At 65.2% G+C, this 26,515-nt stretch carries 24 protein-coding genes; 19 read left to right on the forward strand and 5 right to left on the reverse strand.

Annotated features, from left to right (window positions below; translation table 11 throughout):
• Positions 1-59: 59 nt before the first annotated feature.
• The 4 genes from KUW62_RS02355 to KUW62_RS02370 all read left to right on the forward strand — a co-directional run bounded on the left by KUW62_RS02355 (position 60) and on the right by KUW62_RS02370 (position 5,282).
• Positions 60-2,249: a primosomal protein N' gene (locus tag KUW62_RS02355; RefSeq protein WP_224813910.1), complete on the forward strand. Its 2,190-nt coding sequence runs from the start codon at positions 60-62 to the stop codon at positions 2,247-2,249.
• 65 nt (positions 2,250-2,314) lie between these two features.
• Positions 2,315-3,400, forward strand: a complete 1,086-nt coding sequence (gene hisC / locus KUW62_RS02360) for a histidinol-phosphate transaminase (protein WP_224813911.1) — start codon at positions 2,315-2,317, stop codon at positions 3,398-3,400.
• Positions 3,397-4,329, forward strand: a complete 933-nt coding sequence (locus KUW62_RS02365; RefSeq protein WP_224813912.1) for a prephenate/arogenate dehydrogenase family protein — start codon at positions 3,397-3,399, stop codon at positions 4,327-4,329. The genes hisC and KUW62_RS02365 overlap by 4 nt, the downstream gene beginning before the upstream one ends.
• Complete coding sequence (locus KUW62_RS02370; RefSeq protein WP_224813913.1) at positions 4,326-5,282, forward strand: extensin family protein; 957 nt, start codon at positions 4,326-4,328, stop codon at positions 5,280-5,282. The genes KUW62_RS02365 and KUW62_RS02370 overlap by 4 nt, the downstream gene beginning before the upstream one ends.
• On the opposite strand, the gene KUW62_RS02375 is transcribed toward KUW62_RS02370, so the two are convergent.
• Positions 5,279-6,280 carry a DUF2125 domain-containing protein gene (locus KUW62_RS02375; protein ID WP_224813914.1) on the reverse strand — a complete coding sequence of 334 codons (1,002 nt, stop codon included), beginning with the start codon at positions 6,278-6,280 and terminating at the stop codon, positions 5,279-5,281. The genes KUW62_RS02370 and KUW62_RS02375 overlap by 4 nt on opposite strands.
• Before the next feature lie 59 nt (positions 6,281-6,339).
• On the opposite strand from KUW62_RS02375, the gene KUW62_RS02380 reads away from it, so the two are divergent.
• The 3 genes from KUW62_RS02380 to KUW62_RS02390 all read left to right on the forward strand — a co-directional run bounded on the left by KUW62_RS02380 (position 6,340) and on the right by KUW62_RS02390 (position 10,514).
• Positions 6,340-6,885 carry a gamma-glutamylcyclotransferase gene (locus KUW62_RS02380; RefSeq protein WP_224813915.1) on the forward strand — a complete coding sequence of 182 codons (546 nt, stop codon included), beginning with the start codon at positions 6,340-6,342 and terminating at the stop codon, positions 6,883-6,885.
• A 75-nt stretch (positions 6,886-6,960) separates the two neighbouring features.
• Positions 6,961-8,163 (forward strand): biopolymer transporter ExbB, encoded by a 1,203-nt coding sequence (locus tag KUW62_RS02385; protein ID WP_224813916.1) that lies wholly within the window; start codon positions 6,961-6,963, stop codon positions 8,161-8,163.
• A gap of 2 nt (positions 8,164-8,165) precedes the next feature.
• Positions 8,166-10,514 carry a peptidoglycan -binding protein gene (locus KUW62_RS02390; RefSeq protein ID WP_224813917.1) on the forward strand — a complete coding sequence of 783 codons (2,349 nt, stop codon included), beginning with the start codon at positions 8,166-8,168 and terminating at the stop codon, positions 10,512-10,514.
• Here KUW62_RS02390 and KUW62_RS02395 read toward each other — a convergent pair.
• The 3 genes from KUW62_RS02395 to gloB all read right to left on the reverse strand — a co-directional run bounded on the left by KUW62_RS02395 (position 10,511) and on the right by gloB (position 14,859).
• Positions 10,511-11,479 (reverse strand): M23 family metallopeptidase, encoded by a 969-nt coding sequence (locus tag KUW62_RS02395; RefSeq protein WP_224813918.1) that lies wholly within the window; start codon positions 11,477-11,479, stop codon positions 10,511-10,513. The two genes, KUW62_RS02390 and KUW62_RS02395, sit on opposite strands and share 4 nt — an antisense overlap.
• Positions 11,480-11,541: 62 nt before the next feature.
• Positions 11,542-13,878, reverse strand: a complete 2,337-nt coding sequence (gene clpA, locus KUW62_RS02400; RefSeq protein ID WP_224813919.1) for an ATP-dependent Clp protease ATP-binding subunit ClpA — start codon at positions 13,876-13,878, stop codon at positions 11,542-11,544.
• 210 nt (positions 13,879-14,088) lie between these two features.
• Positions 14,089-14,859, reverse strand: a complete 771-nt coding sequence (gene gloB / locus KUW62_RS02405; protein ID WP_224813920.1) for a hydroxyacylglutathione hydrolase — start codon at positions 14,857-14,859, stop codon at positions 14,089-14,091.
• Between the two features lie 78 nt (positions 14,860-14,937).
• On the opposite strand from gloB, the gene KUW62_RS02410 reads away from it, so the two are divergent.
• From KUW62_RS02410 to KUW62_RS02445, 8 genes are all read left to right on the forward strand, one after another.
• The gene (locus KUW62_RS02410; RefSeq protein WP_224813921.1) at positions 14,938-15,696 is read left to right on the forward strand and encodes a hypothetical protein; all 759 of its coding nucleotides are present in this window, start codon (positions 14,938-14,940) and stop codon (positions 15,694-15,696) included.
• Positions 15,697-15,995: 299 nt separating this feature from the next.
• Positions 15,996-16,562: a F0F1 ATP synthase subunit delta gene (locus KUW62_RS02415; RefSeq protein ID WP_224813922.1), complete on the forward strand. Its 567-nt coding sequence runs from the start codon at positions 15,996-15,998 to the stop codon at positions 16,560-16,562.
• Complete coding sequence (gene atpA / locus KUW62_RS02420) at positions 16,563-18,101, forward strand: F0F1 ATP synthase subunit alpha (RefSeq protein ID WP_224813923.1); 1,539 nt, start codon at positions 16,563-16,565, stop codon at positions 18,099-18,101. It abuts the gene before it with no gap.
• Positions 18,102-18,119: 18 nt separating this feature from the next.
• Positions 18,120-18,995, forward strand: a complete 876-nt coding sequence (locus KUW62_RS02425) for a F0F1 ATP synthase subunit gamma (protein WP_224813924.1) — start codon at positions 18,120-18,122, stop codon at positions 18,993-18,995.
• A gap of 18 nt (positions 18,996-19,013) precedes the next feature.
• The gene (gene atpD, locus KUW62_RS02430) at positions 19,014-20,438 is read left to right on the forward strand and encodes a F0F1 ATP synthase subunit beta (RefSeq protein WP_224813925.1); all 1,425 of its coding nucleotides are present in this window, start codon (positions 19,014-19,016) and stop codon (positions 20,436-20,438) included.
• Positions 20,439-20,491: 53 nt separating this feature from the next.
• Positions 20,492-20,890 carry a F0F1 ATP synthase subunit epsilon gene (locus tag KUW62_RS02435; protein ID WP_224813926.1) on the forward strand — a complete coding sequence of 133 codons (399 nt, stop codon included), beginning with the start codon at positions 20,492-20,494 and terminating at the stop codon, positions 20,888-20,890.
• Between the two features lie 150 nt (positions 20,891-21,040).
• A complete protein-coding gene (locus tag KUW62_RS02440) occupies positions 21,041-21,391 on the forward strand; it encodes an H-type lectin domain-containing protein (protein WP_224813927.1) in 351 nt (116 codons plus the stop codon).
• A 106-nt stretch (positions 21,392-21,497) separates the two neighbouring features.
• Positions 21,498-22,094, forward strand: a complete 597-nt coding sequence (locus tag KUW62_RS02445; protein WP_224813928.1) for a hypothetical protein — start codon at positions 21,498-21,500, stop codon at positions 22,092-22,094.
• On the opposite strand, the gene KUW62_RS02450 is transcribed toward KUW62_RS02445, so the two are convergent.
• Positions 22,091-23,119, reverse strand: coding sequence for a ribose-phosphate pyrophosphokinase (locus KUW62_RS02450; protein ID WP_224813929.1), 1,029 nt, complete (start codon positions 23,117-23,119; stop codon positions 22,091-22,093). The two genes, KUW62_RS02445 and KUW62_RS02450, sit on opposite strands and share 4 nt — an antisense overlap.
• Positions 23,120-23,234: 115 nt before the next feature.
• Here KUW62_RS02450 and KUW62_RS02455 point away from each other — a divergent pair, with 115 nt between their 5' ends.
• The 4 genes from KUW62_RS02455 to KUW62_RS02470 all read left to right on the forward strand — a co-directional run bounded on the left by KUW62_RS02455 (position 23,235) and on the right by KUW62_RS02470 (position 26,500).
• Positions 23,235-23,834: a 2-hydroxychromene-2-carboxylate isomerase gene (locus KUW62_RS02455; protein ID WP_224813930.1), complete on the forward strand. Its 600-nt coding sequence runs from the start codon at positions 23,235-23,237 to the stop codon at positions 23,832-23,834.
• Positions 23,831-24,592, forward strand: a complete 762-nt coding sequence (locus KUW62_RS02460) for an alpha/beta fold hydrolase (protein WP_224813931.1) — start codon at positions 23,831-23,833, stop codon at positions 24,590-24,592. Before KUW62_RS02455 ends, KUW62_RS02460 begins: the two co-directional genes overlap by 4 nt.
• 118 nt (positions 24,593-24,710) lie before the next feature.
• Positions 24,711-25,814: an AI-2E family transporter gene (locus KUW62_RS02465; protein WP_224813932.1), complete on the forward strand. Its 1,104-nt coding sequence runs from the start codon at positions 24,711-24,713 to the stop codon at positions 25,812-25,814.
• A complete protein-coding gene (locus KUW62_RS02470) occupies positions 25,814-26,500 on the forward strand; it encodes a DnaA ATPase domain-containing protein (RefSeq protein WP_224813933.1) in 687 nt (228 codons plus the stop codon). Before KUW62_RS02465 ends, KUW62_RS02470 begins: the two co-directional genes overlap by 1 nt.
• Positions 26,501-26,515: the final 15 nt, after the last annotated feature.

Genomic DNA, 26,515 nt, shown 5'->3' on the forward strand with positions numbered 1-26,515 from the left:
GGGGGCAGGGTGTGATGGTTTAGCGGTCTTCTAGCGCATGGGGCCACGGGCCGGAAGGCATGGACGAGCATTTCGACGAAGGCGATCTGGTGGGGGTTCTGACAGCGGAGCCCATCGACCGCGTGCTGGACTACAAGGCACCGGCGGGGGGCTGCTGGCTGGGTGCATTCGTGGAGGTGCCGTTGGGGCCGCGCAAGGTTCTGGGCGTGGTCTGGGGCAAGGGCCGCGGCGATTGGGACATTGCGAAGGTGCGGTCCGTCGCCCGCGTGCTGGATGTCGCCCCGATGCGGGCCGAGATGCGGGCCTTCCTGGAGAAGGCCGGGGCCTACACGCTGACCCCGATGAGCATCATGCTGCGGCTCGCCACCCGTGCACCGGGGCTGAGCGATCCGCCGTCGATGCGAAAGGTCTACCGTTTGGGGCAGGGTGCGCCGGACCGCGCGACGCCTGCGCGCACCCGCGTGATCGAGGTTCTGGAGGAATATGGAGGGCTTGGCTTCACGCTGAAGGAACTCAGCGAATTGGCCGGAGTGACCTCCTCTGTGGTCAAGGGCCTGGCGAAACAGGGTGTGGTGGAGGAGGCCGATACGCCCCGCGACGCGCCGTATCTTCGGCTGGACCCCGACCTGCCGGGCAAGGATCTGACCGAGGATCAGGCGGCGGCAGCCGCGCGGTTGACGGCGGGTTTGTCCGCGCGGACCTACGGGACGGTGCTTCTGAAGGGCGTGACCGGATCGGGCAAGACGGAAGTGTACCTGGAGGCGGTGGCGGAATGCCTGCGGCGCGGGCGCCAGGCGCTCGTCCTGCTGCCGGAGATTGCGCTGACGAGCGAATTCCTGACCCGTGTGAAAGCACGGTTCGGGGCGGAGCCCGCGGAATGGCATTCGGGCGTGACGATGACGGAACGCCGCCGCTGCTGGCGCATGGTGGGCCAGGGCGAGGCGCAGCTGGTCGTCGGCGCTCGGTCTGCGCTGTTCCTGCCCTACCGCGACCTGGGCCTGATCGTCGTGGATGAGGAACACGACACCTCCTACAAGCAAGACGAGGGGGCGAGTTATAACGCGCGCGACATGACGGTTCTGCGCGCGTCCCTCAACGATGCGCAGGTGGTCCTGGCCTCTGCCACGCCGTCGCTTGAGACGTGGTCGAACGCCGCGGCGGGCAAATACACCCGCCTCGACCTGACCAGCCGGTTCGGGCCGCAGGACTTGCCGGATATGGCTGCGATCGACATGCGGCTGGAGGATCTGCCGGGAAGCCAGTGGGTTTCGCCCACCCTTCAGGCCGCCGTCGCCGACCGGCTGGACCGCGGCGAGCAATCGCTTCTGTTTCTCAACCGCCGCGGCTTTGCGCCCGTGACACTCTGCCGGGCCTGCGGAGAGATGGTGGGATGCGACCATTGCGATGCGCGAATGGTGGAGCATCGGTTCCAGAAACGCCTGATCTGCCATCAATGCGGCGAGACGAAGCCGGTGCCGCTGGCCTGTCCCTCCTGCGGGGTGGAGGGCAAGATGGCGGCGGTCGGGCCCGGCGTGGAGCGGATCGCGGAGGAGGCGGCGCAGCTGTTCCCCGATGCGAAGATGGCGATCCTGTCGTCAGACCTGTTCGGATCGGCGCGGGCGCTGAAACAGCAGATTGAGGAACTGGCTAATGGTGACACGGACCTCATCATCGGCACGCAGTTGGTTGCGAAGGGACATAACTTTCCGCGCCTGACGCTGGTGGGGGTCGTGGATGCGGATTTGGGCCTGCAAGGCTCCGACCTGCGCGCGGCGGAGCGGACGTTCCAATTGATGCGGCAAGTGGCGGGCCGGGCCGGGCGGGCAGAGCGGCCGGGCCAGGCTTTGTTGCAGACGTTCCAGCCGGACCATCCGGTGATCCGCGCTATCCTAAGTGGGGACGAGGAAGGGTTCTGGCGCACCGAAGCCGCCGAGAGGGAAGCCGCCGGGATGCCACCCTACGGGCGTTTGGCGGGGATCATCATTTCGTCGACCGAGGCGGCGGCGGCCTTCGATCTGGGCACGCATCTGGCGCGCAATGACGGGCCGATCCGGGACGCGGGCGGGATCGTCTATGGCCCCGCGCCCGCCCCGATCGCTCGGGTCCGCGGACGCCACCGCGTGCGGCTGTTGGTGAAGGCCCCCAAGGGCGTTGCCCTGCAACCGGCGATAAGCCGCTGGATTTCCGGCCTGAAATTGCCGGGGCACCTACGGCTGGCCGTCGATATCGACCCGCAGAACTTCTTCTGAAAACGTGTTCCCACGCGCGCGCCTGCGCGCTAGAACCCTGCGAAACCCGATCTGGACATAACCCAATGACCGCTCCTATCCGCCCGCAGCCCGGCATCCTCGACATCGCCCTCTACCAAGGCGGCGCCTCGGAGATCGAAGGCCATGCCGAACCGCTGAAGCTGTCGTCCAACGAGAACCCGTTCGGCGCATCGCCCGCAGCGGTGGCGGCGATGGCCGGCGCGGCGGCCCAGGCGCATCGCTATCCGCCGACCGACCACGGCGCATTGCGCGGCGCGATCGCGGAGGTCCACGGGCTTGACGCCGCGCGGATCATCTGCGGCGTGGGATCGGACGAAATCATCCACCTTCTGTGCCAGGCCTATGCCGGACCGGGGGACGAGGTGCTTTATACCGAGCATGGCTTTGGCATGTATCCCATCGCGGCCAAGGCCGCAGGTGCCACGCCGGTGCAGGTGGCCGAGGTGGAGCGGCACGTGGATGTCGACACGCTGATCGGCGGGATCACGGAGCGGACGCGGCTGATCTTCATCGCCAACCCCGCCAACCCGTGCGCCACGATGATCGACAGCGAAGAGATGACGCGCCTTGCCGACGCCCTGCCTGAGCAATGCCTGCTGATCCTTGACGGGGCCTACGTGGAATTCGCGGACGGCTATGACGGTGGCAAGTCTTTGGTGGAGGCCCGCGAGAACGTGGTGATGACCCGCACATTTTCAAAGGCTTACGGGCTTGGGGGGCTGCGCGTTGGTTATGGGTACGGGCCCGCTCACGTGATCGACACGCTCAACCGCATTCGCGGGCCGTTCAACCTGTCCGGGCTTGCCTTGGTCGGGGCGGAGGCGGCGATCCGTGACGTCGATTGGGTTGCCCGCTGCATCGCGATCAACGCGCAGGAACGGGCGCGGTTGAGCGGTGGGTTGCGCCAGCTTGGCATTGCCTGCGACGAGAGTTTCGCCAATTTCGTCCTCGCGCGGTTCGCGGACGAGGCGACGGCGGATGCGGCGGATGCCCATCTGAAACGGGACGGGATCATCGTGCGCGCGCCCAAATCCTATGGTCTGCCCCAATGCCTGCGCATCACGGTGGGCAGGCCCGAGGACAATGACCGCGTGCTGGCCGCCCTTGGGTCCTTCGTGGGGGCGGCATGAGCGTGATCTACAAGCGCGTGGCGTTGATCGGCCTTGGCCTGATCGCCGGGTCGATGGCCCACGCAATGCGGCGCAACGGGCTGGCGGGGGAGATTGTGGGAACCGCACGGTCCGCCGAGACGCGCGCCATCGCGCTCGATATCGGGCTGTGTGACCGCGTGGTCGACACTCCGGCGGCGGCTGTGGAAGGTGCGGACCTCGTGGTCCTTGCCGTGCCGGTCGGGGCGATGGCCGACCTTGCCGCCCAGATCGCGCCGCATCTGGCCCGCGGCGCAACGATCACCGATGTCGGATCGGTCAAGCGCGACGTGGTGGAACAGGTCGGCCCGCATCTGCCCGATCACGTGCATTTCGTGCCGGGTCATCCCCTTGCCGGGACGGAACATTCCGGACCCCGCTCGGGCTTTGCGGAGCTTTTCGATAATCGCTACACGATCCTGACGCCGGTTGATAGCACCGATCCTGCGGCAACGGCGCGCCTGCGGGATCTTTGGACAGGGTGCGGCGCGCTGGTGGAGGAGATGGAGGCCGATCATCACGATCTGGTTCTTGCCGTCACCTCTCACACCCCGCACCTGATCGCCTATACGATGGTGGGTGTGGCCGACGACCTGCGCCGCGTGACAGATAGCGAAGTCATCAAGTATTCCGCGGCGGGCTTCCGGGATTTTACCCGGATCGCGGCCAGTGACCCGACCATGTGGCGCGATGTGTTCCTGTCCAACAAGGACGCGACGCTGGAGATCCTTGGCCGGTTCACGGAGGAATTGTTCGCCCTCCAGCGCGCGATCCGCACGGGCGACGGCGACCATCTGCACGAATACTTCACCCGTACCCGTGCGATCCGGCGCGGGATCATCGAGGCCGGTCAGGATACCGATGCGCCCAATTTCGGACGTGAGGTGGCCCGGAAGGAGAACAAGGGATGACGCGCCTGGTGCCCATTTCATTGCTTGCCCTGGCATTGGCATGGCCGCTGGGGGCAATCGCCCAGACCGCGGAAGTGCGGGTGATCGAGGCGACAGATCTTGCCCCCGCGGCGTCCTTGCGTCCTTGGGCCCGCCCGGGGGGAACGCCGGTTCCCACAAGCTCCGCCCCCGGCGCGCTTGCCGCTGCACCTGACACCGGGGATGTTGCGGGACAACCGGCCGCCGAGGGCGCCGCGCCAAGGCGGCCGGGCGCGCTGGCAGGCCTGTTCCGACCACGGAGTGAGGCACCGACAACGATCATCTCGGGCGGGGGATCGGCTCTTGCGATCACGCGGTCCCTGCGGCCCACCTTGCGGCCCGACGGGCTGGAGTCACGGGTTCGGGAAATCGCGACCCGCAATACGCCCGGACGCGTCACGCAACCGGGGCGCAACACGGGCACATTGTGCGGCGTCGTCGGCCTTCAGGGGGAAGAGATCGAGCCGGTGACCGGGCGCATCAGCGGCTGCGGTATCTCCAACGCCGTGCGCCTGCGCGTGGTCCATGGCCTGACGCTGACCTCTCCGGCCACGATCAACTGCACCACGGCCCAGGCCTTCAGCCAATGGGTTCTGGATGCAGAGGATATCGTGGGCAATACCGGGGGGGGCATGGTGAGCTTGCGGGTCGTTGCGTCCTATGCCTGCCGTACCCGCAATTCCCGCGCCGGTGCGCGCCTGTCGGAACACGCGGTCGGCAACGCCGTCGACATCGCGGGGATCGGTCTTCAGAACGGGACCGAACTGACGGTGCTGGACGATTGGCGCAGCGGCAATTCGGGGATCATGCGGGGCCTGCACGAGGCCGCCTGCGGCACGTTCGGCACGGTGCTTGGCCCCAATTCGGACCGCTTCCACCAGGACCATTTCCATTTCGACGTGGCGTCCTACCGCTCCGGCGCCTATTGCCGCTAGCGCAAGCGCAGGCTTGGCGCGGGGCCAAGCGGCAGCGGCCCCAGGAAGATGCGCCCGTTGGAAAACGACAGGGTCGCGTCGATATTCTCCTCGCTGCCGTTCATGCCCGCCAGCACCTGCAACATCGCCTCCGTCGTGGTGCGGAACCGTTCGGGCAGGACGCCGGCATTGGCCGCCAGCTCCACCATCGCGCGCCAGTTTTCCGCGCGCACCGCAAGTTCGCCCTCCGGCACGCCGCCGGGCGTGACATCAAGCGTGCCGGTGGTCCGGAACAGCATGTCGCCCCAAGTGGCCGTCACGTCCTCGATCTCCAGTCGGGTGGGTTGGGGTCGGGCGACCTCGACCGCCGAAAAATCCCAGGGCGCATCGAAATCGACGCGGGTTCCGGCGCTGAACCGGGCAATCCGGTCGGGCAGGACCCCTGCCGGATCAAGGCGCTGGCGGATTGCGTCGGGCGGCTTCATCTCGAACGCGATGAGGTTGATTTCGTACCGGCTTTCCTCCCCCTCCATCCGGGTGATGGTCAGATCGGCGTCGGCAAGGCCCATATCCCAACCGGCATTGGAGGACACGTCAAGTTCCGACAGGACGGCGTACGCGCCGTCGAGGGCGAAGTTGTTGGTCGGCTGGACATCGAGCCGGGCGAACATCGCCTCGCTTGTCAAGGTCAACCGCTCGGTGGGGGAGGCGATTGTCTGCGCCTCCGGCCAATAGGCGGCGATACGGTCGAGCCGGAACACCTCTTGCTCCAACCGAAAGCGCGATGTGGACCACGCAAGCCCGGTTTCGGGATCGGCCAGTTCCAGGCCGCTGAATTCCGTCTCGAAATCCAGGGGAAAGCCGCTGACCGAAACGTCGTTTGCATGGGCGACCCAGCCATCGGCGCGGCGATCGTCCAGCCAGCGGGTCGCGGCGGTTTCCGTGACCATCGCGCCGACGCCCCAGGCGATGCCGCCAAGCACGCCAAGTCCGACGATCAAGATCAAAAGCCGTTTCATGCCACTCCCCTTCCGGCGTTCTATCGCCTATAGCGACGGGGCAGGACAAGGACCAACAGATGACGCAACCGCTTTGGGTTTTCGGCTATGGCTCGCTTCTCTGGAATCCGGGCTTTCCGGTGGCCGAGACGCGTATCGCGCGCCTGTACGACTGGCACCGGTCGTTCTGTATGTCCTCCATCCACCATCGCGGGACGGAGGCCGATCCCGGCCTTGTCCTTGCACTGGACGAGGCGGCGGGGGCCTATTGCGACGGGCTTGGCCTGCGGGTCGAGCCGGGACACGAGGACGCCACGATCGCGTATCTGAGGGAGCGTGAGCTGATTTCATCGGCCTATTACGAGACCCGGCAAGTGATCGAATTCCGGGACGGCACGCGCCAAGACGATGTCCTGACCTACGTAATCAACCGCGATCACTGGCAATATTGTGCGAACATGCCGCTGGAAGATCAGGCCCAAATCATCGCGCGATCCGTCGGCGGGCGCGGGCCGAACGATGAATACCTCAACAACACCGCCGCGCATCTGGTGGAACTGGGCATCGAGGATGCGGATCTTGCCTTCCTCGTGACGCGGGTGAGGGCGCTGAAATCCGCCGCCTGAAGGCTTTTGTTGTCGCAGGGGGGGCGACCGGTGTAAGGTCGCGCCAGACAAGTCCAAAGAGCGGTCAAACACGCCATGGCGAGCAGCAGAGAGGGCGCGGGCGCGCTCCGCTTTACACGACCCACGCAGCAGATCGTGCTGATGGTGATCATCCTCGCCCTCGTCATCGCGGGCGGGGTTTTGGTGTGGCCGCGTGTCGAAGACGTTTTCCTGACCTCCCCCTACCTCAACGGCACGATCGGCGTGGTCTTCGTGGTCGGTGTCTGCGCCACATTCTTCCAGGTTATCCAGCTTTTCTCCTCGGTCGCGTGGATCGAGGAGGTCGCGGGCGCGGGTCAGGCCGACAACCTTGATACGCCGCCGCGCTTGCTGGCCGCCATGACCGGGGTGGCGCGGATGCGCGGCAGCCGGATGCAGATCACGCCTGCCTCCGCCAAGTCGGTTCTGGATTCCGTGGGCACCCGGATGGAGGAAAGCCGCGATATCACGCGGTATATTGCCAACCTTCTGATTTTCCTTGGCCTTCTGGGCACCTTCTTTGGCCTCGCCACAACGGTTCCCGCGGTGGTGGAGACGATCCGTTCCCTGCAACCCACCGAAGGGGAGGAGGGGCTGGCCGTATTCGGGCGGCTGATGGATGGGTTGGACGACCAGTTGGGCGGCATGGGGACGGCCTTCGCCTCCTCCCTGCTGGGGCTTGCCGGATCGCTGATCGTGGGGCTGTTGGAGCTTTACGCGGGCCACGGCCAGAACCGGTTCTACCGGGAACTGGAGGAGTGGCTGGCCTCGATCACCCGTGTCTCGTTCTCGGGCGACGGGGACGGGGCCATCGACAAGGCGGCGATTGCCACAGTGCTCGACCACATGGTCGACCAGATGGACACGTTGCAAAGCCTGTTCGCACAATCCGAGACCCGCCGCGCGGCCACGGAACAGCGCATGCTGTCGCTCTCGCAATCGGTGGAGGCGCTGACCGAGCGGCTGGGACCGGGACAGGCGGAGGTCACGGAACGCTTGGCCCGCGCGCAGGATCGCCTGGCTTCCGCGCTTGACGGGATGGCGGCCGAACAGGGGCTGGACGACGAAAGCCGCAACAGGCTCCGGTCGATCGACGTGCAATTGTTCAAACTGGCCGAGGAATTGGGCACCACCCGCGATGCGGAGGTCATGGGTTTGCGCGGGGACATGGCGCAACTGACCGAAGCGTTGCAGGCCCTGACCCAGGCCGCCCGCGCGCCCGCCGCGGCCCGCGCCAGTCGGCGCCCGACGGACAGCTAGAGATGGCCTTTCACCGCGGCGCATCCAATCGCATGTCCGGGGCCATCTGGCCCGGCTTCGTGGACGCGATCACGGCGCTCTTGATGGTGATGATCTTCGTGCTGACCATTTTCATGGTCATGCAATACGTCCTGTCGGAGGAGATCAGTACCCAGGACGATGAACTCAATTCCCTGACCGCGCAGGTCAATCAACTGGCTGAGGCCCTTGGCCTTGAGGAGGCGCGCGCCGGACAATTGGAGAACCGCGTGGCGACGCTGACCGGGTCGCTTGCGGATGCGGAAAACCGGGCGCAGGCGCAGGCCGCCCTTGTCGCGTCCCTGACCGCGGAGGCGGAGGCGCAATCGGCGCGCATCGTCGCGTTCGAGGAGCAGGTGGCGGGCCTTCTGGCGCAGAACGCGGAATTGGAGACGGGACGCGCGGCGACCGAGGCGGAATTGGCCGAGGCGATGACGGAAGCGGAAGCCCTGAACCTCGCTTTGGCCACCGCGCGGGAAGAGATTGACGAGACCGCCGAAGCCGCACGTCTGGCCGCCGCAAGGCGCGAAGCGTTGGAGGCATTGATCGCTGATTTGCAGGCGCAGGCCGAAGAGCGCGACGGGTCCCTGTCGGAGGCGCTGGCCGCCCTTGCCGGGGCCGAGACGCGCAACGCGCAACTGGCCGGAACGCTCGTGGATCGGGACCGCTCCCTTTCAGCGGCGCTCGCGGCCCTGGCCAGTGGGGACGAGCGGGCGGAAGAGCTTTTGGCCCAATTGCAATCGGTCGAAAGCGAACTGGGCGAGGCGGAGGCCGCGCGCCTGGCGGAACTGGCCGCCGCGGAGGCCCTGCGCGAACGCCTTGCCGGACTGGAAAACCAACTGACCGAGGAGGAGGCCGCGCGCCTGGCGCAGGCCGCCACGGCAGAGGCCCTCCGCGCCCGGATCGGCGAATTGCAGACCGATCTGGATGCAGAGGAGGCGGCGCGCCTGGCCGAGGCGGCAGCGGCTGCGGCCTTGCGCGCGCAACTGGATGCGTCCGCCGCGGCGCTGTCCGAGGAAGAGGCCGCGCGCCTGGCCGAGGCGGCAGCGGCGGAAGCCCTGCGCGCCCGCCTGGAAAATGCACATGCGGAACTGACCGCCATGTCCCTCGCGCTCGAAGAACAGCGCGCACGGGCGGAGGAGACGTTAACCCTATTGGCCGCGGCGGAGGCGGCGCGTGACGATCTGGCGACGCGACTTGCCGGCGCGTTGGCCCGTGCCGAAGACGGTCAGGGGGAGGCCGCGACGCTGGCCGATGCGGTCGCCGCGGCGGAGCTGGAATTGGCGCGCGCCGAGGCAGCCCTGACGGCCCAAAGTGCCGACATGACAGACTTGGAGCGGCAATTGGCCCTTGCCCTGTCGCGCCTGGAAAGTGCGGAGGCCGGCGCCGCGGCGCGGTTGGCGGAGCTCGAAGCGCGGATCGCGGCGGCGGAGGCGCAGGCCAGCGAAGCCGAGGCGGAAGCAGCGGAAACGGCCGGGGACCTCACCACGCTCGAAGCGCAACTGGCCGAGGCGTTGGCCGCACGGCAGAGCACCGATGCAGAACTCGCCGACGCGCTCAGCGCCGCAGAAATCCGCGAAACGCTGCTGGCGCAAGCCAACCGCGAGTTGGAAGCCGCACAGGCTGCATCCGCCGAAGGGGCGCAGCAGGTCGCGCTTCTCAACCAACAGGTCGCCGCCCTGCGCGCACAATTGGGATCGCTTCAGGCGCTTCTGGATGTGTCGGAGAACCGGGACGAGGAAGCCCAGGTGCAGATCGAGGCGCTGGGATCGCGGCTGAACACGGCACTGGCGCAACTGGCCGCAGAGGAACGCGCGCGGGCGCAGCTGGAAGCGGCGGAGGCGGAACGGCTGGCCGCCGAGGCGCAGGAACTGGAACGCTACCGGTCCGAATTCTTCGGGCGTTTGCGGGAGCTCCTGGAAGGGCGCGAGGGGGTACGGATCGAAGGGGATCGCTTCGTCTTCTCATCCGAGGTGTTGTTTGAGGTCGGCTCCGCCGATCTGGCGCCGGAAGGGCTGGAGCAGATCGAGAACGTGGCGAACCTGCTTCTGGACATCGCCGATGACATTCCCGAGGCGATCGACTGGATCATCCGGGTCGACGGCCACACCGACGACCAGCAACTGCGCGAAGGGGCGCAATTCGCCAACAATTGGGAGCTGAGCCAGGCCCGCGCCTTATCGGTGGTGCTTTACATGTCTGAGCAATTGGGCATTCCGCCGTCGCGGCTGGCGGCGACGGGGTTCGGGGAACATCGGCCTATCGCGTCCAACGCGACCGCCGAAGGGCAGGCGGCGAACCGGCGGATCGAGCTGAAGCTGACAGAACGCTAGCGCAGGTCCACCGCTATCTCGGCGCTGTCGATTGGCGTATCCTCTCGGATCAGCGTGACCGTTCCGTGATACGTGCCGGGCGCGACGGGTCCGTTCAGGCGTCGCCCCGATGCGCGGAAAAGCTCGGCCTGCGTCCGCTCAAGCACGGCCTCCGCCGCATGGAACTCGGACCCGTCGGGTCCCGCGATGTGGAATTCGATCCGGTCGACCACCCGCCCGCCATGGACGAACCCCCACAGGACAAGTGCATCGGCGTCGGTCGGAAGCGTGTCGGCACCTGCGGTGCCTGCGCGGATCGCGTCGAAACCTGGCACGGCATCGGCGAACCCGATACTGAGAATGCCGCCGGGGGGCATCCCGTCGATCCCGTCGGCCCAAAGGCTTGGCGCATCCTGACCACATGTGTGGGTTTCGGACGGGTCGAAGGGGTCGATATGGGCACCATCCCGGCGCACCGACAGGTGCAGGTGTGGGAACTCGGTATTGCCGGAAAACCCAATCGTTCCGATTGGTTGCCCCGCCGTGACCCGATCGCCTGCCGCCACGGTGACGGAGCCCTGGGCGAGGTGGCAGTACTGGGTCTGCCACCCGTCCCCGTGGTCGAGGACGACGCCATTGCCACAATCCTGCCCCTCGGGAAATCCGCCCTGACCGGTGTCGGGCACGCCGTTGCGAATGCCCAGAACCATGCCGTCCGCGGCGGCAAGTACGCGGATGTCGAGGTCCAGCGCTGCCATGTCGGGCAGGCGAATATCGGTGCCTTGGTGGCCGTCATAGGTCTGCGGGCCGCATCTGTAATCCTGCGCACCCTCGCCTGGATCCCGGTCCATGGCCTGCTGCAACATGCAGGTCTCCCCCAACATGCAATCAACGGGAAAGATGAGGGACAGCGCATCCTGCGCGGTGGCCTGTGTCGTGAAAAGTGCGGCGACGGGAAGCGCAAGGGGCCGCCGGAAATGTGGCATCCGCCACGGAAAAGGGCCGGCAGCTTTCGCCACCGGCCCTGTCCCATTCTGGTGCGCGCGGATCAATCCGCCGTCAGAAGCGGCGGCTTCTTCTTCGACGAAAGCCGGGGGCTGCCCGGTTCTTCCATGCGCAAGTCGATCTCGCCATCCTTGACGCCGACCTTGACGTTGCCGCCCTTGGCGAGCTTGCCGAAGAGGAGCTCTTCCGCCAGGGGCTTCTTGATGTGCTCCTGGATCACGCGGCCGAGCGGGCGTGCGCCCATCCGGTCGTCATAGCCCTTGTCGGCCAGCCACTCGGCGGCGGGCTTGGTCAGCTCGATCGTGACGTTGCGATCCATCAGCTGTGCTTCCAACTGGAGGACGAACTTCTCGACCACTTGCAGGATCACATCCTTGGGCAGCGCGCCGAAGGAGATGACCGCATCCAGACGGTTGCGGAATTCCGGCGTGAACGTGCGTTCGATGGCGGCGGTATCTTCGCCCTCGCGCCGGTCACGGCCAAAGCCGATGGCCGCCTTGGCTTGTTCCGCCGCACCCGCATTCGAGGTCATGATGAGGACCACGTTGCGGAAATCGACGGAGCGCCCGTTATGGTCGGTCAGCGTGCCGTGATCCATGACCTGCAACAGGATATTGAACACATCCGGATGCGCCTTCTCGATCTCGTCGAGCAGCAGCACGCAATGTGGATGCTGGTCGACGCCATCGGTCAGAAGGCCGCCCTGGTCAAAACCGACATAGCCCGGAGGCGCACCGATCAAGCGGGATACGGCGTGTTTCTCCATGTATTCGGACATGTCGAAGCGCAGCATTTCCACACCCAGAACATCGGCCAATTGCTTGGCCACCTCGGTCTTGCCAACGCCGGTGGGACCCGCGAACAGGTAGTTCCCGATGGGCTTTTCCGGCTCCCGCAGGCCCGCACGGGCGAGCTTGATGGCCGATGACAGCGCCTCGATCGCTTTGTCCTGACCGAAGACGACCCGCTTGAGAGAGACTTCGAGGTCTTTGAGAACCTCCGCATCGTCCTTGGAGACGTTCTTGGGCGGGATGCGGGCGATCTTGGCCACGACATCTTCGATTTCCTTGGCACCGATGGTCTTGCGGCGCTTGGATTCCGCAACAAGGTGCTGCGCCGCCCCGGCCTCGTCGATGACGTCGATGGCCTTGTCGGGAAGCTTGCGGTCATTGATGTAGCGGCTGGACAATTCCACGGCCGTCTTGATCGCATCGGCGGTGTATTTGACGGAGTGATGCTCCTCGAAATAGGGCTTGAGGCCCTTGAGGATCTTCACGGCGTCTTCCACCGAAGGCTCCGTCACGTCGATCTTCTGGAACCGGCGGGACAGCGCGCGGTCCTTCTCGAAGTGCTGACGGTATTCCTTGTAGGTGGTCGACCCCATGCAGCGCAGACCGCCGCCCTGAAGCGCGGGCTTCAGGAGATTGGAGGCATCCATCGCCCCGCCGGAGGTCGCACCGGCCCCGATGACGGTGTGGATTTCGTCGATGAACAGAACCGCATCGGGGTGGTCTTCAAGCTCCTTCACCACGGCCTTCAACCGCTCCTCGAAATCGCCGCGATAGCGGGTCCCGGCAAGCAGCGCGCCCATGTCGAGCGAATAGATCGTGGCGCCCTGCAACACTTCGGGCGTCTCACCCTCGACGATCTTCTTGGCGAGGCCTTCGGCGATGGCGGTCTTGCCCACGCCCGGATCGCCCACCAGAAGCGGGTTGTTCTTGCGGCGACGGCAGAGCACCTGGATGCAGCGCTCAACCTCGTGGTTACGACCGATCAGGGGGTCAACATCGCCTTTGGTGGCCTTGGCATTGAGATCGACGCAATATTTGGCGAGGGTGGATTCCTTCTCTTCCTCCCCGGTATCGGCGCTTTGCATGGCGGCGGCTTCCGCCTCTTCCTCGTCGGCACCGGACACGGAACGCGCCTCGCCATAGGACGGATCCTTGGCGACGCCATGGGCGATGAAGTTGACGGCATCATACCGCGTCATGTCCTGCTCTTGCAGGAAATAGGCGGCGTTGGATTCCCGTTCGGCAAAGATCGCGACAAGCACGTTCGCACCGGTCACTTCCGTGCGGCCGGAGGATTGGACGTGGATCGCGGCGCGCTGGATCACGCGCTGGAAGGCGGCGGTCGGCACGGCCTCCGACCCTTCAACATCGGTTTCCAGCGTCGAGAGATCGTCGCTGATGAACCGCACGAGGGTTTCGCGCAGAACCTCGATATCGACGGAGCAGGCTTTCATCACCTTCTGCGCATCGGGTTCGTCGATCAGGGCCAGCAGCAGATGCTCCAGCGTTGCCAGTTCGTGGCGGCGCGCATTCGCGTTGGCGAGTGCGGCGTGAATGGCCTGTTCCAAAGTGGTCGAAAAAGATGGCACGTCGCGTGCTCCTTTCATCTCGTATCGAGAGGGCCTTGGCCGCCGCTCGATCGTGGCCTCATAAGATTAAGTTTTGCTTTCCGCGCGCGGGTTTCAAGCAAAAAGACTTCACCACCGCGTGTTCTTTTGGCGATGGCTGGCCGGATCACCACAAAATCTAGGGCTCGGGTGGGCGACGGCCAGTTTTTTAGGCAACCCGTGCAAGGACCGTCAAAAACGATCTTTGCGGGCCCGGATTTCCGCGAAAATCTCGACGGGATCGGCATCGTCCATGCCAAGCCGGGCGGCGATGGCAGGCTCGGTGGTGCGCAGGAAAGGGTTGGTGGCAAGTTCGTCCGAAAGCGTGGACGGAACGGTGGGTCGGGACGCGGCCCGCGCCGCATCGATGGCGCGGGATCGGGATATAAGGGCGGAATTGTCCGGTTCAATGGTCAGGGCGAAGCGCGCATTCGATGCGGTGTATTCATGGCCCGAGCAAATCAGCGTGTCCGCCGGCAATGCGGCCAGTTTGCGAAGGCTTTCGAACATCCGGGCTGGCGTGCCCTCGAACAGGCGGCCACAGCCAAGGGCCATCAGGCTGTCGGCGGTAAAGGCCGCGTTGGCCTGCGGTACATGGAATGCCAGATGATTGTCGCAATGCCCCGACACGTCGAGGACGTCGACGCCAAGCTCCCCGATCTCGAAGCGGTCGCCCTCGGCCAATGTATGATCGAGCGGCGGTAGACGGTGTGCATCCGCCCCGCAGCCCCAGACCTTGGCCCCGGTCGCTGCCACAAGGTCGGCCACGCCATCCACATGGTCCCAATGGTGATGCGTGATCAGGATGTCCGACAGCGTCCATCCGCGCGCCGCAAGCTCCGCCCGGATCGGCTCGGCCTCGGGGACGTCGATGCATGCGGTCGCCCCGGTGGCTGGGTCGTGCAGGAGGAAGGCGTAATTGTCGGACAGGCACGCGATGGTGACGATCTGGGCATCTGTCATGGTAATCCCGCCTTTCACGGTTATCTTCGGGATCAGGAGCCTGCGACACGCGGCGGGCAAAATGCAAACGGAAACCTGATGCATCTGGATGTCGTCGACCTTCGGCAATTCTATTACCGGACGCCACTGGGCCGGATCGCCCAGAAGGCGGTGCGGGATCGGATGCTGGAACTGTGGCCGAGCGCGAAGGGCCAGACCGTGGTGGGGTTCGGGTTCGCCGTCCCGCTCCTGCGGCCCTATCTGGCCGAGGCGGAGCGTGTCATTGGCGTGATGCCGGCGGAGCAGGGGGTCATGCCCTGGCCCGCGGGGTTGCAGAACGTCTCCACCCTGTGCCGTGAAAACCTGTGGCCGATTGCGACGGGCAGCGTCGACAAGCTGATCCTGATGCATGGGTTGGAGACGTCGGAGCATCCGATCTCCGTGCTGGATGAATGTGAGCGGGTCTTGTCGGATTCCGGGCGGGTCCTTTTCGTCGTACCCAACCGGCGCGGATTGTGGGCGCGGCGCGACGCCACGCCGTTCGGCTTCGGCCGACCCTATTCGCTGGGACAGTTGGAGGCGCAGGTGGAGGCGTGCGATTTCGTGCCCAAGCGCCACGCGGCGGCGCTGTTCTCCCCACCGTCAGAGCATCGGTTCTGGCTGCGGTCCGCCGACATGCTGGAACGCTACGGTGGCAAGCTGAGCCGCGACCGCGCGGGCGGGGTGATCTTGCTGGAAGCGGCCAAACAGGTGCCCGCGCGCCCACGTCCGGGCCTCGCCGAGAAGGTCCGCCGCCCGTTGCGTGTGCTGGAGGGGAGCCCCACGCCCGCCGGTGTCAGCGGACGGGACTTGGGCTGACGAAAGCGGCCGCCGACACTTCGATTGCGGCCATCGGAGCGCGACAAATGTGCAGAATCGAGCCATTCTGCCCCCTGAAATCCGTGGGCAAAGCGCCGCAGAGGGCGCGTGGGATCGTAAGCTACTGAAATCGCTTATTATTCAACCTGAACGGGGGCTGGCAAGCAAGGTTGCAGCATCCCAAACCCTCTGCTACACCGCGCTCGATTTACCGGGGAACGGGCGGACACAGCCGCCCTGACACGACACGTACGGAACGCCACCAAGGCCGCTCCGCGCGATGTTGTGCATAGGAAAGGGTGGACGTGAGCGAACCAGCTTCGATCTCGACCGGCATTGCCGCGCGTTACGCGACCGCGATGTTTGAACTCGCCTCCGAAGGCAAGGCGCTGCCCGCGCTGGAAGCCGACGTCGCTGCACTGGATGCCGCGGTCGAGGGAAGCGAAGACCTGCGTGACCTCATATCCTCGCCCATCTACGGGCGCGAGGAAACGGCCGCCGCCATCGGGGGCGTCGCCGACAAGATGGGCCTGCATGAAATCACAGCCAACACCTTGCGCCTGATGGCCAGCAAGCGCCGCCTGTTCGTGTTGCCTGCGCTGCTGACGGAATTGCGCGCGCGTATTGCGGACCACAAGGGCGAAGTGACCGCCGACGTGACATCCGCGAAGGCCCTGACCAAGACCCAGATGGACAAGCTTGCCGCGTCGCTCAAGGCGACCGTCGGCAAGGATGTGAACGTGAAAGCGACCGTCGATGAAAGCATCATCGGCGGTCTTGTCGTCAAAGTTGGCTCGAAGATGATCGACACCTCGATCCGCTCCAAGCTCAACGCACTCCAGAATACCATGAAAGAGGTCGGATAAATGAGTATCCAAGCAGCCGAGATCTCTGCGATCCTGAAACAGCAGATCAAGGACTTCGGGCAAGACGCGCAAGTCGCCGAAGTTGGCCGGGTTCTGTCCGTGGGCGACGGTATTGCCCGCGTCTACGGCCTCGACAACGTGCAAGCCGGTGAGATGGTCGAATTTCCCGGTGGCATCCAGGGCATGGCCCTGAACCTGGAAGCGGACAATGTCGGCGTCGTGATCTTCGGGTCCGACCGCGACATCAAGGAAGGCGACACCGTCAAGCGCACGAATTCCATCGTGGACGTGCCCGCAGGCCCCGAGCTTCTGGGCCGCGTGGTCGATGGTCTTGGCAACCCGCTCGACGGCAAGGGCGCGATCAACGCGTCCGAGCGTCGCGTGGCCGACGTGAAGGCGCCGGGCATCATCCCGCGCAAATCGGTGCATGAGCCGATGGCGACCGGTCTGAAATCCGTGGACGCAATGATCCCGATTGGCCGCGGCCAGCGGGAGCTGATCATCGGCGACCGCCAGACCGGCAAGACCGCCGTGGCGCTCGACACGATGCTGAACCAGAAGACCTACAACGACCGCGCAGGCGACGACGAGAGCAAGAAGCTCTACTGCATCTACGTCGCCGTGGGGCAGAAGCGGTCGACCGTGGCACAGCTGGTGAAGAAGCTGGAGGAGACGGGCGCGATCGACTATTCGATCATCGTTGCCGCCACCGCATCCGACCCCGCGCCGATGCAGTTCCTGGCGCCCTATGCCGCGACCGCGATGGCCGAATACTTCCGCGACAACGGCAAGCACGCGCTGATCATCTATGATGACCTGTCCAAACAGGCCGTGTCCTATCGCCAGATGTCGCTGCTGCTGCGTCGCCCGCCGGGCCGTGAAGCCTATCCCGGTGACGTGTTCTACCTGCACTCCCGCTTGCTGGAACGCTCCGCGAAGCTCAACGAGGACAACGGCGCAGGCTCTCTGACGGCGCTTCCGATCATCGAAACCCAGGGCGGTGACGTGTCGGCCTTTATTCCGACCAACGTGATCTCCATCACCGATGGCCAGATCTTCCTTGAGACGGAATTGTTCTTCCAGGGTATCCGTCCCGCCGTGAACACCGGTCTGTCGGTGTCTCGTGTGGGGTCCGCCGCTCAGACCAACGCGATGAAGTCGGTCGCCGGTCCGGTAAAACTGGAATTGGCGCAGTACCGCGAAATGGCGGCCTTTGCGCAGTTCGGCTCAGACCTCGACGCCTCCACCCAGCGTCTGCTGAACCGCGGTGCGCGTCTGACCGAACTGATGAAGCAGCCGCAATATTCGCCGCTGACCAATGCGGAAATCGTCTGCGTCATCTTCGCGGGCACCAACGGCTACCTGGACAAGATCCCGGTGGGCGATGTGGGCCGTTTCGAGAAGGGTCTGCTGACCTTCCTGCGCACCAAGAAGCAAGATGTGCTCGACTGGATCACCAATGAAGATCCGAAGGTGAAAGGCGACGCGGCCGACAAGATCAAGGCCGCGATCGACGAATACGCCGCTGACTTCGCCTGATGTAAGGAGGGAAGGCTTATGCCGAGCCTCAAGGACCTGAAAAACCGGATCGAGACGGTCAAATCGACCCGAAAGATCACCAAGGCGATGCAAATGGTCGCCGCCGCGAAACTGCGCCGTGCGCAGGAAGCGGCGGAAGCTGCGCGCCCCTATGCCGAGCGCATGAATGCCGTGATGGGCGGGCTGGCGCAGGCCGTCGGGTCGTCTGAAGGCGCGCCGCGTCTTCTCGCGGGAACCGGGGATGACAAGGTGCATCTGCTGGTCGTCATGACCTCGGAGCGGGGCCTCTGCGGTGGCTTCAACTCCAACATCGTGCGTCTTGCGCGGACCCGCATTCAGAAGCTTCTGGGTGAGGGCAAGACGGTCAAGATCCTGACCGTTGGCAAGAAGGGCCGCGAACAGCTGCGCCGCGACTATGCCGATCACCTAATCGGGCACGTGGATCTGGGCGATGTGAAGCGGATCGGCTATGCCAATGCGTCGGACATCGCGTCGGACGTGCTGGCCCGGTTCGATTCCGGTGAATTCGACGTCGCGACGATCTTCTACAGCGCCTTCCAGTCGGTCATCAGCCAGATCCCGACGGAGCAGCAGATCATCCCGGCCTCGTTCGACGAGGATGACGCGGTCGAAGGCGGGACGCTCTACGATTACGAGCCCTCGGAAGAGGCGGTGCTGGAAGACCTTCTGCCGCGCGGTGTCGCCACGCAGATCTTCACGGCGCTCCTGGAAAACGCGGCGTCCGAACAGGGCGCCCGGATGAGCGCCATGGACAACGCCACGCGCAATGCGGGCGAGATGATCGACAAGCTGACCATCGAATTCAACCGCTCGCGCCAGGCCGTCATCACCAACGAGCTGATCGAAATCATTTCGGGCGCCGAGGCGCTCTAAGGAACCGGAGACAAAGACATGGCCAATGCAAAAGGCAAGATCACACAGGTCATCGGCGCCGTCGTCGACGTGCAGTTCAATGAGCACCTGCCCGAGATTCTGAACGCGCTCGAGACCGACAACAACGGCAAGCGCCTGGTTCTGGAAGTGGCGCAGCATCTGGGCGAAAACACCGTCCGGACCATCGCCATGGACGCGACCGAAGGTCTGGTGCGCGGTCAGGAAGTGACCGACACCGACGGCCCGATCGTCATGCCCGTGGGCAACGGCACGCTGGGGCGCATCATGAACGTCATCGGGGAGCCGATCGACGAACGTGGCCCCATCGACAGCGACGAGACCCGCGCGATCCACCAGGACGCGCCGGATTTCCAGGAGCAGTCGACCGAGTCCGAGATCCTCGTGACCGGCATCAAGGTCGTTGACCTGCTGGCACCCTACGCCAAGGGCGGCAAGATCGGCCTCTTCGGCGGTGCCGGTGTGGGCAAGACGGTTCTGATCCAGGAACTCATCAACAACATCGCCAAGGTGCACTCGGGCTTCTCGGTGTTCGCGGGTGTGGGAGAGCGGACCCGTGAGGGCAACGACCTCTACTACGAATTCATCGAATCCGGTGTCATCAACATGGATGACCTGACCCAGTCGAAAGTGGCGCTGGTCTACGGCCAGATGAACGAGCCTCCGGGTGCGCGCATGCGGGTGGCCCTGTCCGGTCTGACGCTGGCCGAGCAGTTCCGGGATCAGTCCGGGACCGACGTTCTGTTCTTCGTCGACAACATCTTCCGCTTCACGCAGGCGGGTTCCGAGGTGTCGGCGCTTCTGGGTCGTATCCCGTCCGCCGTGGGCTACCAGCCGACGTTGGCCACCGACATGGGCCAGATGCAGGAACGCATCACATCGACCAAGAACGGCTCGATCACCTCCGTGCAGGCCATCTACGTGCCCGCGGACGACATGACCGACCCGGCGCCCGCGACGTCCTTCGCGCACCTTGATGCGACCACGGTTCTCAACCGCGCGATCTCGGAAAAGGGCATCTACCCGGCGGTCGACCCGCTCGACAGCTCCTCCCGCCTTCTCGATCCGGGCATTGTGGGGGAAGAGCATTATGCGGTCGCAAACGACGTGCAGCAGACGCTTCAGCGCTACAAGTCGCTCCAGGACATCATCGCCATCCTCGGGATGGATGAATTGTCGGAAGAGGACAAGCTGACCGTGGCGCGCGCCCGCAAGATCGAGCGTTTCCTGAGCCAGCCCTTTGACGTGGCCGAGGTCTTCACCGGTTCCCCCGGTGTGCAGGTTCCGCTGGAAGACACGATCCGCTCGTTCAAGGCGGTTGTGGCCGGCGAATATGATCATCTGCCCGAAGCCGCATTCTACATGGTCGGCGGCATCGACGAGGTGATCGCCAAGGCCGAGAAACTGGCCGCCGACGCAGCCTGATCCAAGCGGCGGGGTCACGAACCCCGCCTCTCGCTCACCATCCGGAGGCCATCATGGCAAACATGCAATTCGATCTGGTCAGCCCCGAACGCCGCCTGGCGTCGATGGAGGTGTCCGAAGTGCAGATCCCCGGTGCCGATGGCGATCTGACGGCCATGCCGGATCACGCGCCGATGATCACCACCTTGCGCCCCGGCATCCTCAAAGTGTCCGGCGCGGAGGGGGAGAAATCCTTCTTCGTCACCGGCGGTTTCGCGGATGTGGCCGGCCCCTCGGCCACGATCCTGGCCGAACGCGCCATGCCGATCGAGGAAGTGACCGGCGAGTTGGTGGAAGAGCTGATCTCCGCCTCCGAGGCCAAGCGGGCAGAGGCATCCGATGGGAACGCGGATGCCGCGGCCAAGTACCACGCCGATCTGACCACGGCGCTGGATTCCATCGTCGGACGGTGATCGTCGAAACATGTCAACGAATACGCCCTCGGCCACCCGGTCGGGGGCGTCGTCGTATCGGGGTTGCAAAACACCCGCCCGCCGCGCTTTTTTCTCAACATTGCCACGACTTTCATCGTAAACCGGGGCGAAGGTAACGACGATCTTGAGATGAAACGCCTAAAATCAAACCTCATAACGGTCGAGCAGGGGTCGAGCGTGATGTTCTCGGATTTCGCCAATAATGGACCGATGTGGTCCGGCGAAGGCCCGCGGGATTCCGTGACCAAGGTGGTTTTTGCCGAACCCTATCTCGATCCGCCGATGATCCATGTCTCCATCTCCATGTGGGATACGGGCGGCGATACCAACCAGCGCGCGGACCTGAAGGCGGAGAAAGTCACCAAGAAAGGCTTCAATCTTGTCTTCCGCACCTGGGGTGACAGCCGCATCGCGCGGATCAGGGCCGATTGGATGGCCATCGGGGAGCGGCCGGACGAGGATCTCTGGGACGTCGACTGAACGGCCATCGCCGCTGCCATTCCCGATGACGCTACGTCACTGATGAACAATGTTCAGAAATGAACTACGTTCACGATATCGGTTGAAACGAAAAGGCGTAAAGATCATGTCGAACTCAATCACGTCCCGGACATCGGGGCAGGCCGTACCGGCATTGGCGGCCGGGGCGCTTTCGGGGATCGTATCCGCCCTTGCGGTCGAGCCGGTCGCGCAACACCTCGAAACGATTCCGATCCTTCAAGATACGCTCGTGGGCCTGCTTTCGGTCATGGGCCTATCGGCGGGATTGTCCTTCGGTCTGGTCGGGGCGGCGTCCGGTGTATGGCGCCTGGATTTCCGCCTGCGCGATGCGGGGCTCTGGCTCGCCGCGTCCATCCTCGGGATGGCCGCCGCATTCTACGTCTCGATCGCGACATTCGACACCGGCAGCAGCGCCCCGGGGTACGTCCTGCCCTACCTCGCGGGGAGCCCCCTGGGCGCGCTGATCCTCGCGGCGCCGATCCTCTGGCTCAGGCCGTTTGCGAACAAGATGGCATTACTTGCCACCCTGGTCGGCGTTCCGACGCTCTGGGCGATTGCCATTGCCGGCGCAATGCACGTGCTTGGGACGAGCGAGGCGCTGGAGGTTCCTTGGCTGATGGCGTTGTTCTGTGGCTGGCAGGCGATCTACCTGATGATCCTCGCGCTGTGGCGGCGCGCCTAGCGGCCCCACATGCCATTGGGATAAAGCCCCTCGTAGATCGGCACGAGCGTCTTGGTGTCGAAGAGCGACGAGACGGAGGTTCCGTTCCAGATATTCAGGATGGATTGCGCGAACATCGGCGCGGTAGGCACGACGCGGATATTCTTGCAGGCCTTCAGGGCGCTGGTCGCCTCGATCGTGTCGGTGATGACCAGCGATTTCATGACCGAGCTTTCCACCCGCTCCACCGCCGGGCCGGACATGACGCCGTGGGTGATGTAGGAATGCACCTCCGTCGCGCCCGCCTCCATCAGCACTTCCGCCGCTTTGCAAAGCGTCCCCGCCGTGTCGCAAATGTCGTCGACGATGATGCATTTCTTGCCCGACACGTCCCCGATCACGGTCATGCCAGCCACTTCGCCCGCCTTCTCCCGCCGTTTGTCGACGATGGAGAGGGGCGCGCCGATCCGGGTGGCCAATTCGCGCGCCCGCGCCACGCCGCCCACATCGGGCGAGACGACCATGACATCGCCCATATCCCCATCAAACTGGTGCAGGATGTCGAGCGCGAAGATCGGCGAGGCATAGAGGTTGTCCACCGGGATATCGAAAAAACCCTGGATCTGGGCCGCGTGCAGATCCATCGTCAGCACCCGCTCGATCCCGCCCTCGGTGATCAGGTTCGACACCATCTTGGCACTGATCGGCGTTCGGGCCTTGGTGCGCCTGTCCTGCCGGGCGTAGCCGAAATAGGGGATGACGGCGGTGATGCGGCTGGCCGAGGACCGGCGCAGGGCGTCCGCCATGATCAGCAATTCCATCAGGTTGTCGTTGGCCGGCTTGGAGGTCGGCTGGATGATGAACATGTCCTCGCCCCGGACATTCTCGAACACCTCGACGAAAATTTCGCCGTCGTTGAACCGCTCTACCCGCGCGTCGACAAGGCCCACCTGCATGCCGCGATGCATCGACATGCGGCGTGCGATTGCCTCTGCCAAGCTCTTGTTTGCATTGCCGGAAATCAGTTTCGGGTCGAGTGCCGCCATGGTCGTTAGTCCCCTCAGACCGGGGCATGGACCCGTCCCCACGCGGTCGCCCCCTTGCAGTTGACACCCCCTACCACTCGGCCCACCTATCCGCAAAGCCAAAAGGGAGGCCGTCATGCCGCATATCGATTACTACTTCGCCACCGTTTCGCCCTACACCTATCTCGCCGGAACGCGGATGGAGGCGGTCGCGGAAAAACACGGTGCGACGATCACATACAAACCGCTGGACGTGATGGCGCTGTTCGGGCGCACCGGCGGGACCAAACCGGCGGAACGCCACGAAAGCCGCAAGGCCCTGCGCCTGCAGGAGATGCGGCGTTGGTCCAAGGTTCTGGACATGCCGATGAACCTGCAACCGGCCCATTGGCCGACCAACCCTGCGCCGTCCTCCTACGCGCTCATCGCGGCCCAGAAGGCGGGCGGCGGTGATCTGGGCAAACTCGTCCACGCGATCACCCGGCGGTGTTGGGCGGATGAGGAGAACATCGCGGAGGATGACGTGATCCGCGCGGCGCTGCAGGAGGCGGGGTTCGACCCGTCGCTGGCCGACAGCGGCATGCTGGCAGGGGCGGAGGAATATGCCCGCAACCTTGAAGACGCGGTTTCCGCCGGGGCCTTCGGCGCACCCTTTTACGTGGTCGACGGGACGGAGCATTTCTGGGGCCAGGACCGGATTGACCATTTGGACCTCCATCTCGCCGGAAAGCTGTGAGCGTCAGGCGCTGGGGGCAGGGGGCGGACCCGGCGCTCTTGCTCCATTGCACGCTTGCCCATGGCGGGGCGTGGGCGGGTTTGGCGCGTCACCTGGGCGGTCACCTGTCCATGGTCGCGCCCGATCTTCTGGCCCATGGCGCCGCCCCCGATGCCGATCGTACCCGCGACTTCCATGCGCAAGCCTGTCAGGCCGCATTCACCCATTTGCCGGATGCGCCCGCGCACTTAATCGGGCACAGCTTCGGGGCCACGCTCGCCCTGCGCATCGCGCTCGACCACCCCGATCGCGTCCGGTCGCTGATCCTCATCGAACCGGTCCTGTTCTGCGCCGCGGACGGCCCGGGCCGCGCGGCCCGTGATGCGGACGTCGCCCCGATGGACACGGCGCTTGCGGCGGGTGATCTACCGGCAGGCGCGCGTATGTTCCTGGGCCTCTGGGGCACGGACAATTTCGACGATTTGACCCAGCGCCAGCGCAGCTACATCACCGAGCGCATTTGGATCCCCGCCGCGTCGGCGCCCGCTTTGGTCGAGGACAACGCCAACCTCTTGGCGCGCCTGCCCGCCGTCGCGGCCCCGACACGCCTGCTTTCGGGCGCGTCCTCTCCACCCGTCATTGCGGAGATCAACGCCCGCCTCACCCGCGACATTCCGGGCGCGCGCGCTGCCGTGATCCCGGGGGCCGACCACCGCGCGCCGATCACCCATCCCTGCGCCACCGCCGCCGAAATTCTCCGGTTCCTCGACGCGCTCTAGGCCCTTCTTTGCTTTGAAAATACCTCGGGGGGTTCGGGGGGCTGGCCCCCCGACCGGTCCCCCCTTGCGCCCTGCGCCCGCCTGACGCATCAACGTATCCAACAGAAAGGCGCAGTCCATGGCCCTGCCGGTCCGGCAACAAGTCATCTACTGGGGCATCGCGGCGGCGGTGTTTCTGGCGGTGCTCTGGGTTCTGGGCGACGTGATTATGCCGTTCCTCGTGGGCATGGCCATCGCCTATTTCCTCGATCCCGTGGCCGACCGGCTGGAGCGGATGGGATGTTCGCGCACCATCGCCACGACCCTTATCTTCGTGGTCCTGATCCTCGTGGTCGTTCTGGCCGGCCTGGTCATCATCCCGCTTCTGATCCAGCAGACCGCCGACCTGATCGAGGCCGCGCCGGGCATATTCGAGAATTTGCGTAGCTTCATCGAAACCCGCTTCCCCGACATCATCGAGGAAGACAGCCAATTGCGCGAGACGCTCGGCACCGCCCTCGGCAATCTCGGGGACACGATCCGTGACCGCGGGGCGGAGTTGTTGCAGACGGTGCTGAGCTCGGCGGCGGGTGTCGTCAACGTCCTGGTCTTCATGGTCGTCGTGCCGGTCGTGGCCTTCTACATGCTGCTTGACTGGGACCGCATGATCGCGCGGATCGACGAATTGCTGCCCCGCGACCACCAGCCGACGATCCGCGTCCTGGCCAGCCGGATTGACCGGACGCTTGCCAGCTTCGTGCGCGGGCAGGGTACAGTCTGCCTCGTCTTGGGCACGTTCTATGCCGTGGCCCTGATGATCATCGGCCTGCAATTCGGCCTTGTCGTGGGGCTGATCGCGGGGATCCTGACTTTCATTCCCTATGTCGGTGCCCTGGTGGGCGGCGCCCTGGCCATCGGTCTGGCGCTTTTCCAGTTCTGGGGCGATTGGTGGATGATCGTCGCCGTCGCGGTGATCTTCCAGGTCGGGCAGATCCTCGAAGGCAACGTCCTGACGCCCAAGCTCGTCGGATCCTCTGTCGGCCTGCACCCGGTCTGGCTGATCTTCGCGCTGTCGGCTTTCGGGGCGGTCTTCGGGTTCGTGGGCCTCCTGGTCGCCGTCCCGGTCGCCGCCGTCATCGGCGTGCTGGTCCGGTACGGTGTGGAGCAGTACCAGCAAGGCTTGCTTTATCGCGGGGTGGCCGCGGACCGCGACAGCGTCGCCCCGGACGACCCGGACGCGTGATGGCGGAACAACTGACCTTCGACCTGCCCCTCCGACCGGCGATGGGGCGTGACGACTTCTATGTCTCCGCGGCCAACGCCGCTGCCGTCGCCCTGATCGACACATGGCGCGACTGGCCGTCGGGCAAGTTGGTGCTGACGGGTGACGAGGGCGCAGGGAAAAGCCACCTGGCCCATGTCTGGGCCGAACAAGCGGGGGCGCGGATCGTGGCGGCGCGGGAGGTGGCGGAAAGGCTGAATGATCTGACCGACGCCCCGGCGCTCGCCGTGGAGGATGCCGAGGACGTGGCAGGACACAGCGCGGCGGAGGAGGCGCTGTTCCATCTGCACAACGCCCTCATCAACCGCAATGCGCCGCTCTTGCTGACCGCGCGCCGCGCGCCGTCGCGGTGGGGCCTGCGCCTTCCCGACCTGGCCAGCCGCATGGCCCAGGCAGGGCTTGCCCATATCGATCCGCCCGACGATCAATTGCTGATGGTCGTGTTGATGAAACACGCAGCCGACCGGCAGATCCCGCTCACCCCCACCATGCTTGGCTATCTCGGCCCCCGCATCCCGCGCAGCTTTACCGCGGCCGCGGACGTGGTCGCGCGCATCGACGCCGCCGCGCTGAGCCAGAAAAAACCGCCCAATATGGCCCATGTCCGCGCGGCCCTTGCGCAGATGACCCCCGATCCGTCATCGTGATGCCATCTCCGTCCA

This window comes from Hasllibacter sp. MH4015, assembly GCF_020177575.1.
Lineage (GTDB): Bacteria > Pseudomonadota > Alphaproteobacteria > Rhodobacterales > Rhodobacteraceae > Gymnodinialimonas.

Bases quoted from the DNA above. Each gene is read 5' to 3' on its own strand.
- KUW62_RS02375 (WP_224813914.1), bottom strand. From the start codon at position 6,280: ATGAAACGGCTTTTGATCTTGATCGTCGGACTTGGCGTGCTTGGCGGC.
- atpD (WP_224813925.1), top strand. From the start codon at position 19,014: ATGGCCAATGCAAAAGGCAAGATCACACAGGTCATCGGCGCCGTCGTC.
- KUW62_RS02410 (WP_224813921.1), top strand. From the start codon at position 14,938: ATGCATCTGGATGTCGTCGACCTTCGGCAATTCTATTACCGGACGCCA.
- KUW62_RS02450 (WP_224813929.1), bottom strand. From the start codon at position 23,119: ATGGCGGCACTCGACCCGAAACTGATTTCCGGCAATGCAAACAAGAGC.
- KUW62_RS02470 (WP_224813933.1), top strand. From the start codon at position 25,814: ATGGCGGAACAACTGACCTTCGACCTGCCCCTCCGACCGGCGATGGGG.
- KUW62_RS02425 (WP_224813924.1), top strand. From the start codon at position 18,120: ATGCCGAGCCTCAAGGACCTGAAAAACCGGATCGAGACGGTCAAATCG.
- KUW62_RS02440 (WP_224813927.1), top strand. From the start codon at position 21,041: ATGAAACGCCTAAAATCAAACCTCATAACGGTCGAGCAGGGGTCGAGC.
- KUW62_RS02385 (WP_224813916.1), top strand. From the start codon at position 6,961: ATGGCGAGCAGCAGAGAGGGCGCGGGCGCGCTCCGCTTTACACGACCC.
- KUW62_RS02370 (WP_224813913.1), top strand. From the start codon at position 4,326: ATGACGCGCCTGGTGCCCATTTCATTGCTTGCCCTGGCATTGGCATGG.
- atpA (WP_224813923.1), top strand. From the start codon at position 16,563: ATGAGTATCCAAGCAGCCGAGATCTCTGCGATCCTGAAACAGCAGATC.
- KUW62_RS02455 (WP_224813930.1), top strand. From the start codon at position 23,235: ATGCCGCATATCGATTACTACTTCGCCACCGTTTCGCCCTACACCTAT.
- gloB (WP_224813920.1), bottom strand. From the start codon at position 14,859: ATGACAGATGCCCAGATCGTCACCATCGCGTGCCTGTCCGACAATTAC.
- KUW62_RS02380 (WP_224813915.1), top strand. From the start codon at position 6,340: ATGACGCAACCGCTTTGGGTTTTCGGCTATGGCTCGCTTCTCTGGAAT.
- KUW62_RS02435 (WP_224813926.1), top strand. From the start codon at position 20,492: ATGGCAAACATGCAATTCGATCTGGTCAGCCCCGAACGCCGCCTGGCG.
- KUW62_RS02465 (WP_224813932.1), top strand. From the start codon at position 24,711: ATGGCCCTGCCGGTCCGGCAACAAGTCATCTACTGGGGCATCGCGGCG.
- KUW62_RS02395 (WP_224813918.1), bottom strand. From the start codon at position 11,479: ATGCCACATTTCCGGCGGCCCCTTGCGCTTCCCGTCGCCGCACTTTTC.
- KUW62_RS02445 (WP_224813928.1), top strand. From the start codon at position 21,498: ATGTCGAACTCAATCACGTCCCGGACATCGGGGCAGGCCGTACCGGCA.
- KUW62_RS02365 (WP_224813912.1), top strand. From the start codon at position 3,397: ATGAGCGTGATCTACAAGCGCGTGGCGTTGATCGGCCTTGGCCTGATC.
- KUW62_RS02355 (WP_224813910.1), top strand. From the start codon at position 60: ATGGACGAGCATTTCGACGAAGGCGATCTGGTGGGGGTTCTGACAGCG.
- hisC (WP_224813911.1), top strand. From the start codon at position 2,315: ATGACCGCTCCTATCCGCCCGCAGCCCGGCATCCTCGACATCGCCCTC.
- KUW62_RS02390 (WP_224813917.1), top strand. From the start codon at position 8,166: ATGGCCTTTCACCGCGGCGCATCCAATCGCATGTCCGGGGCCATCTGG.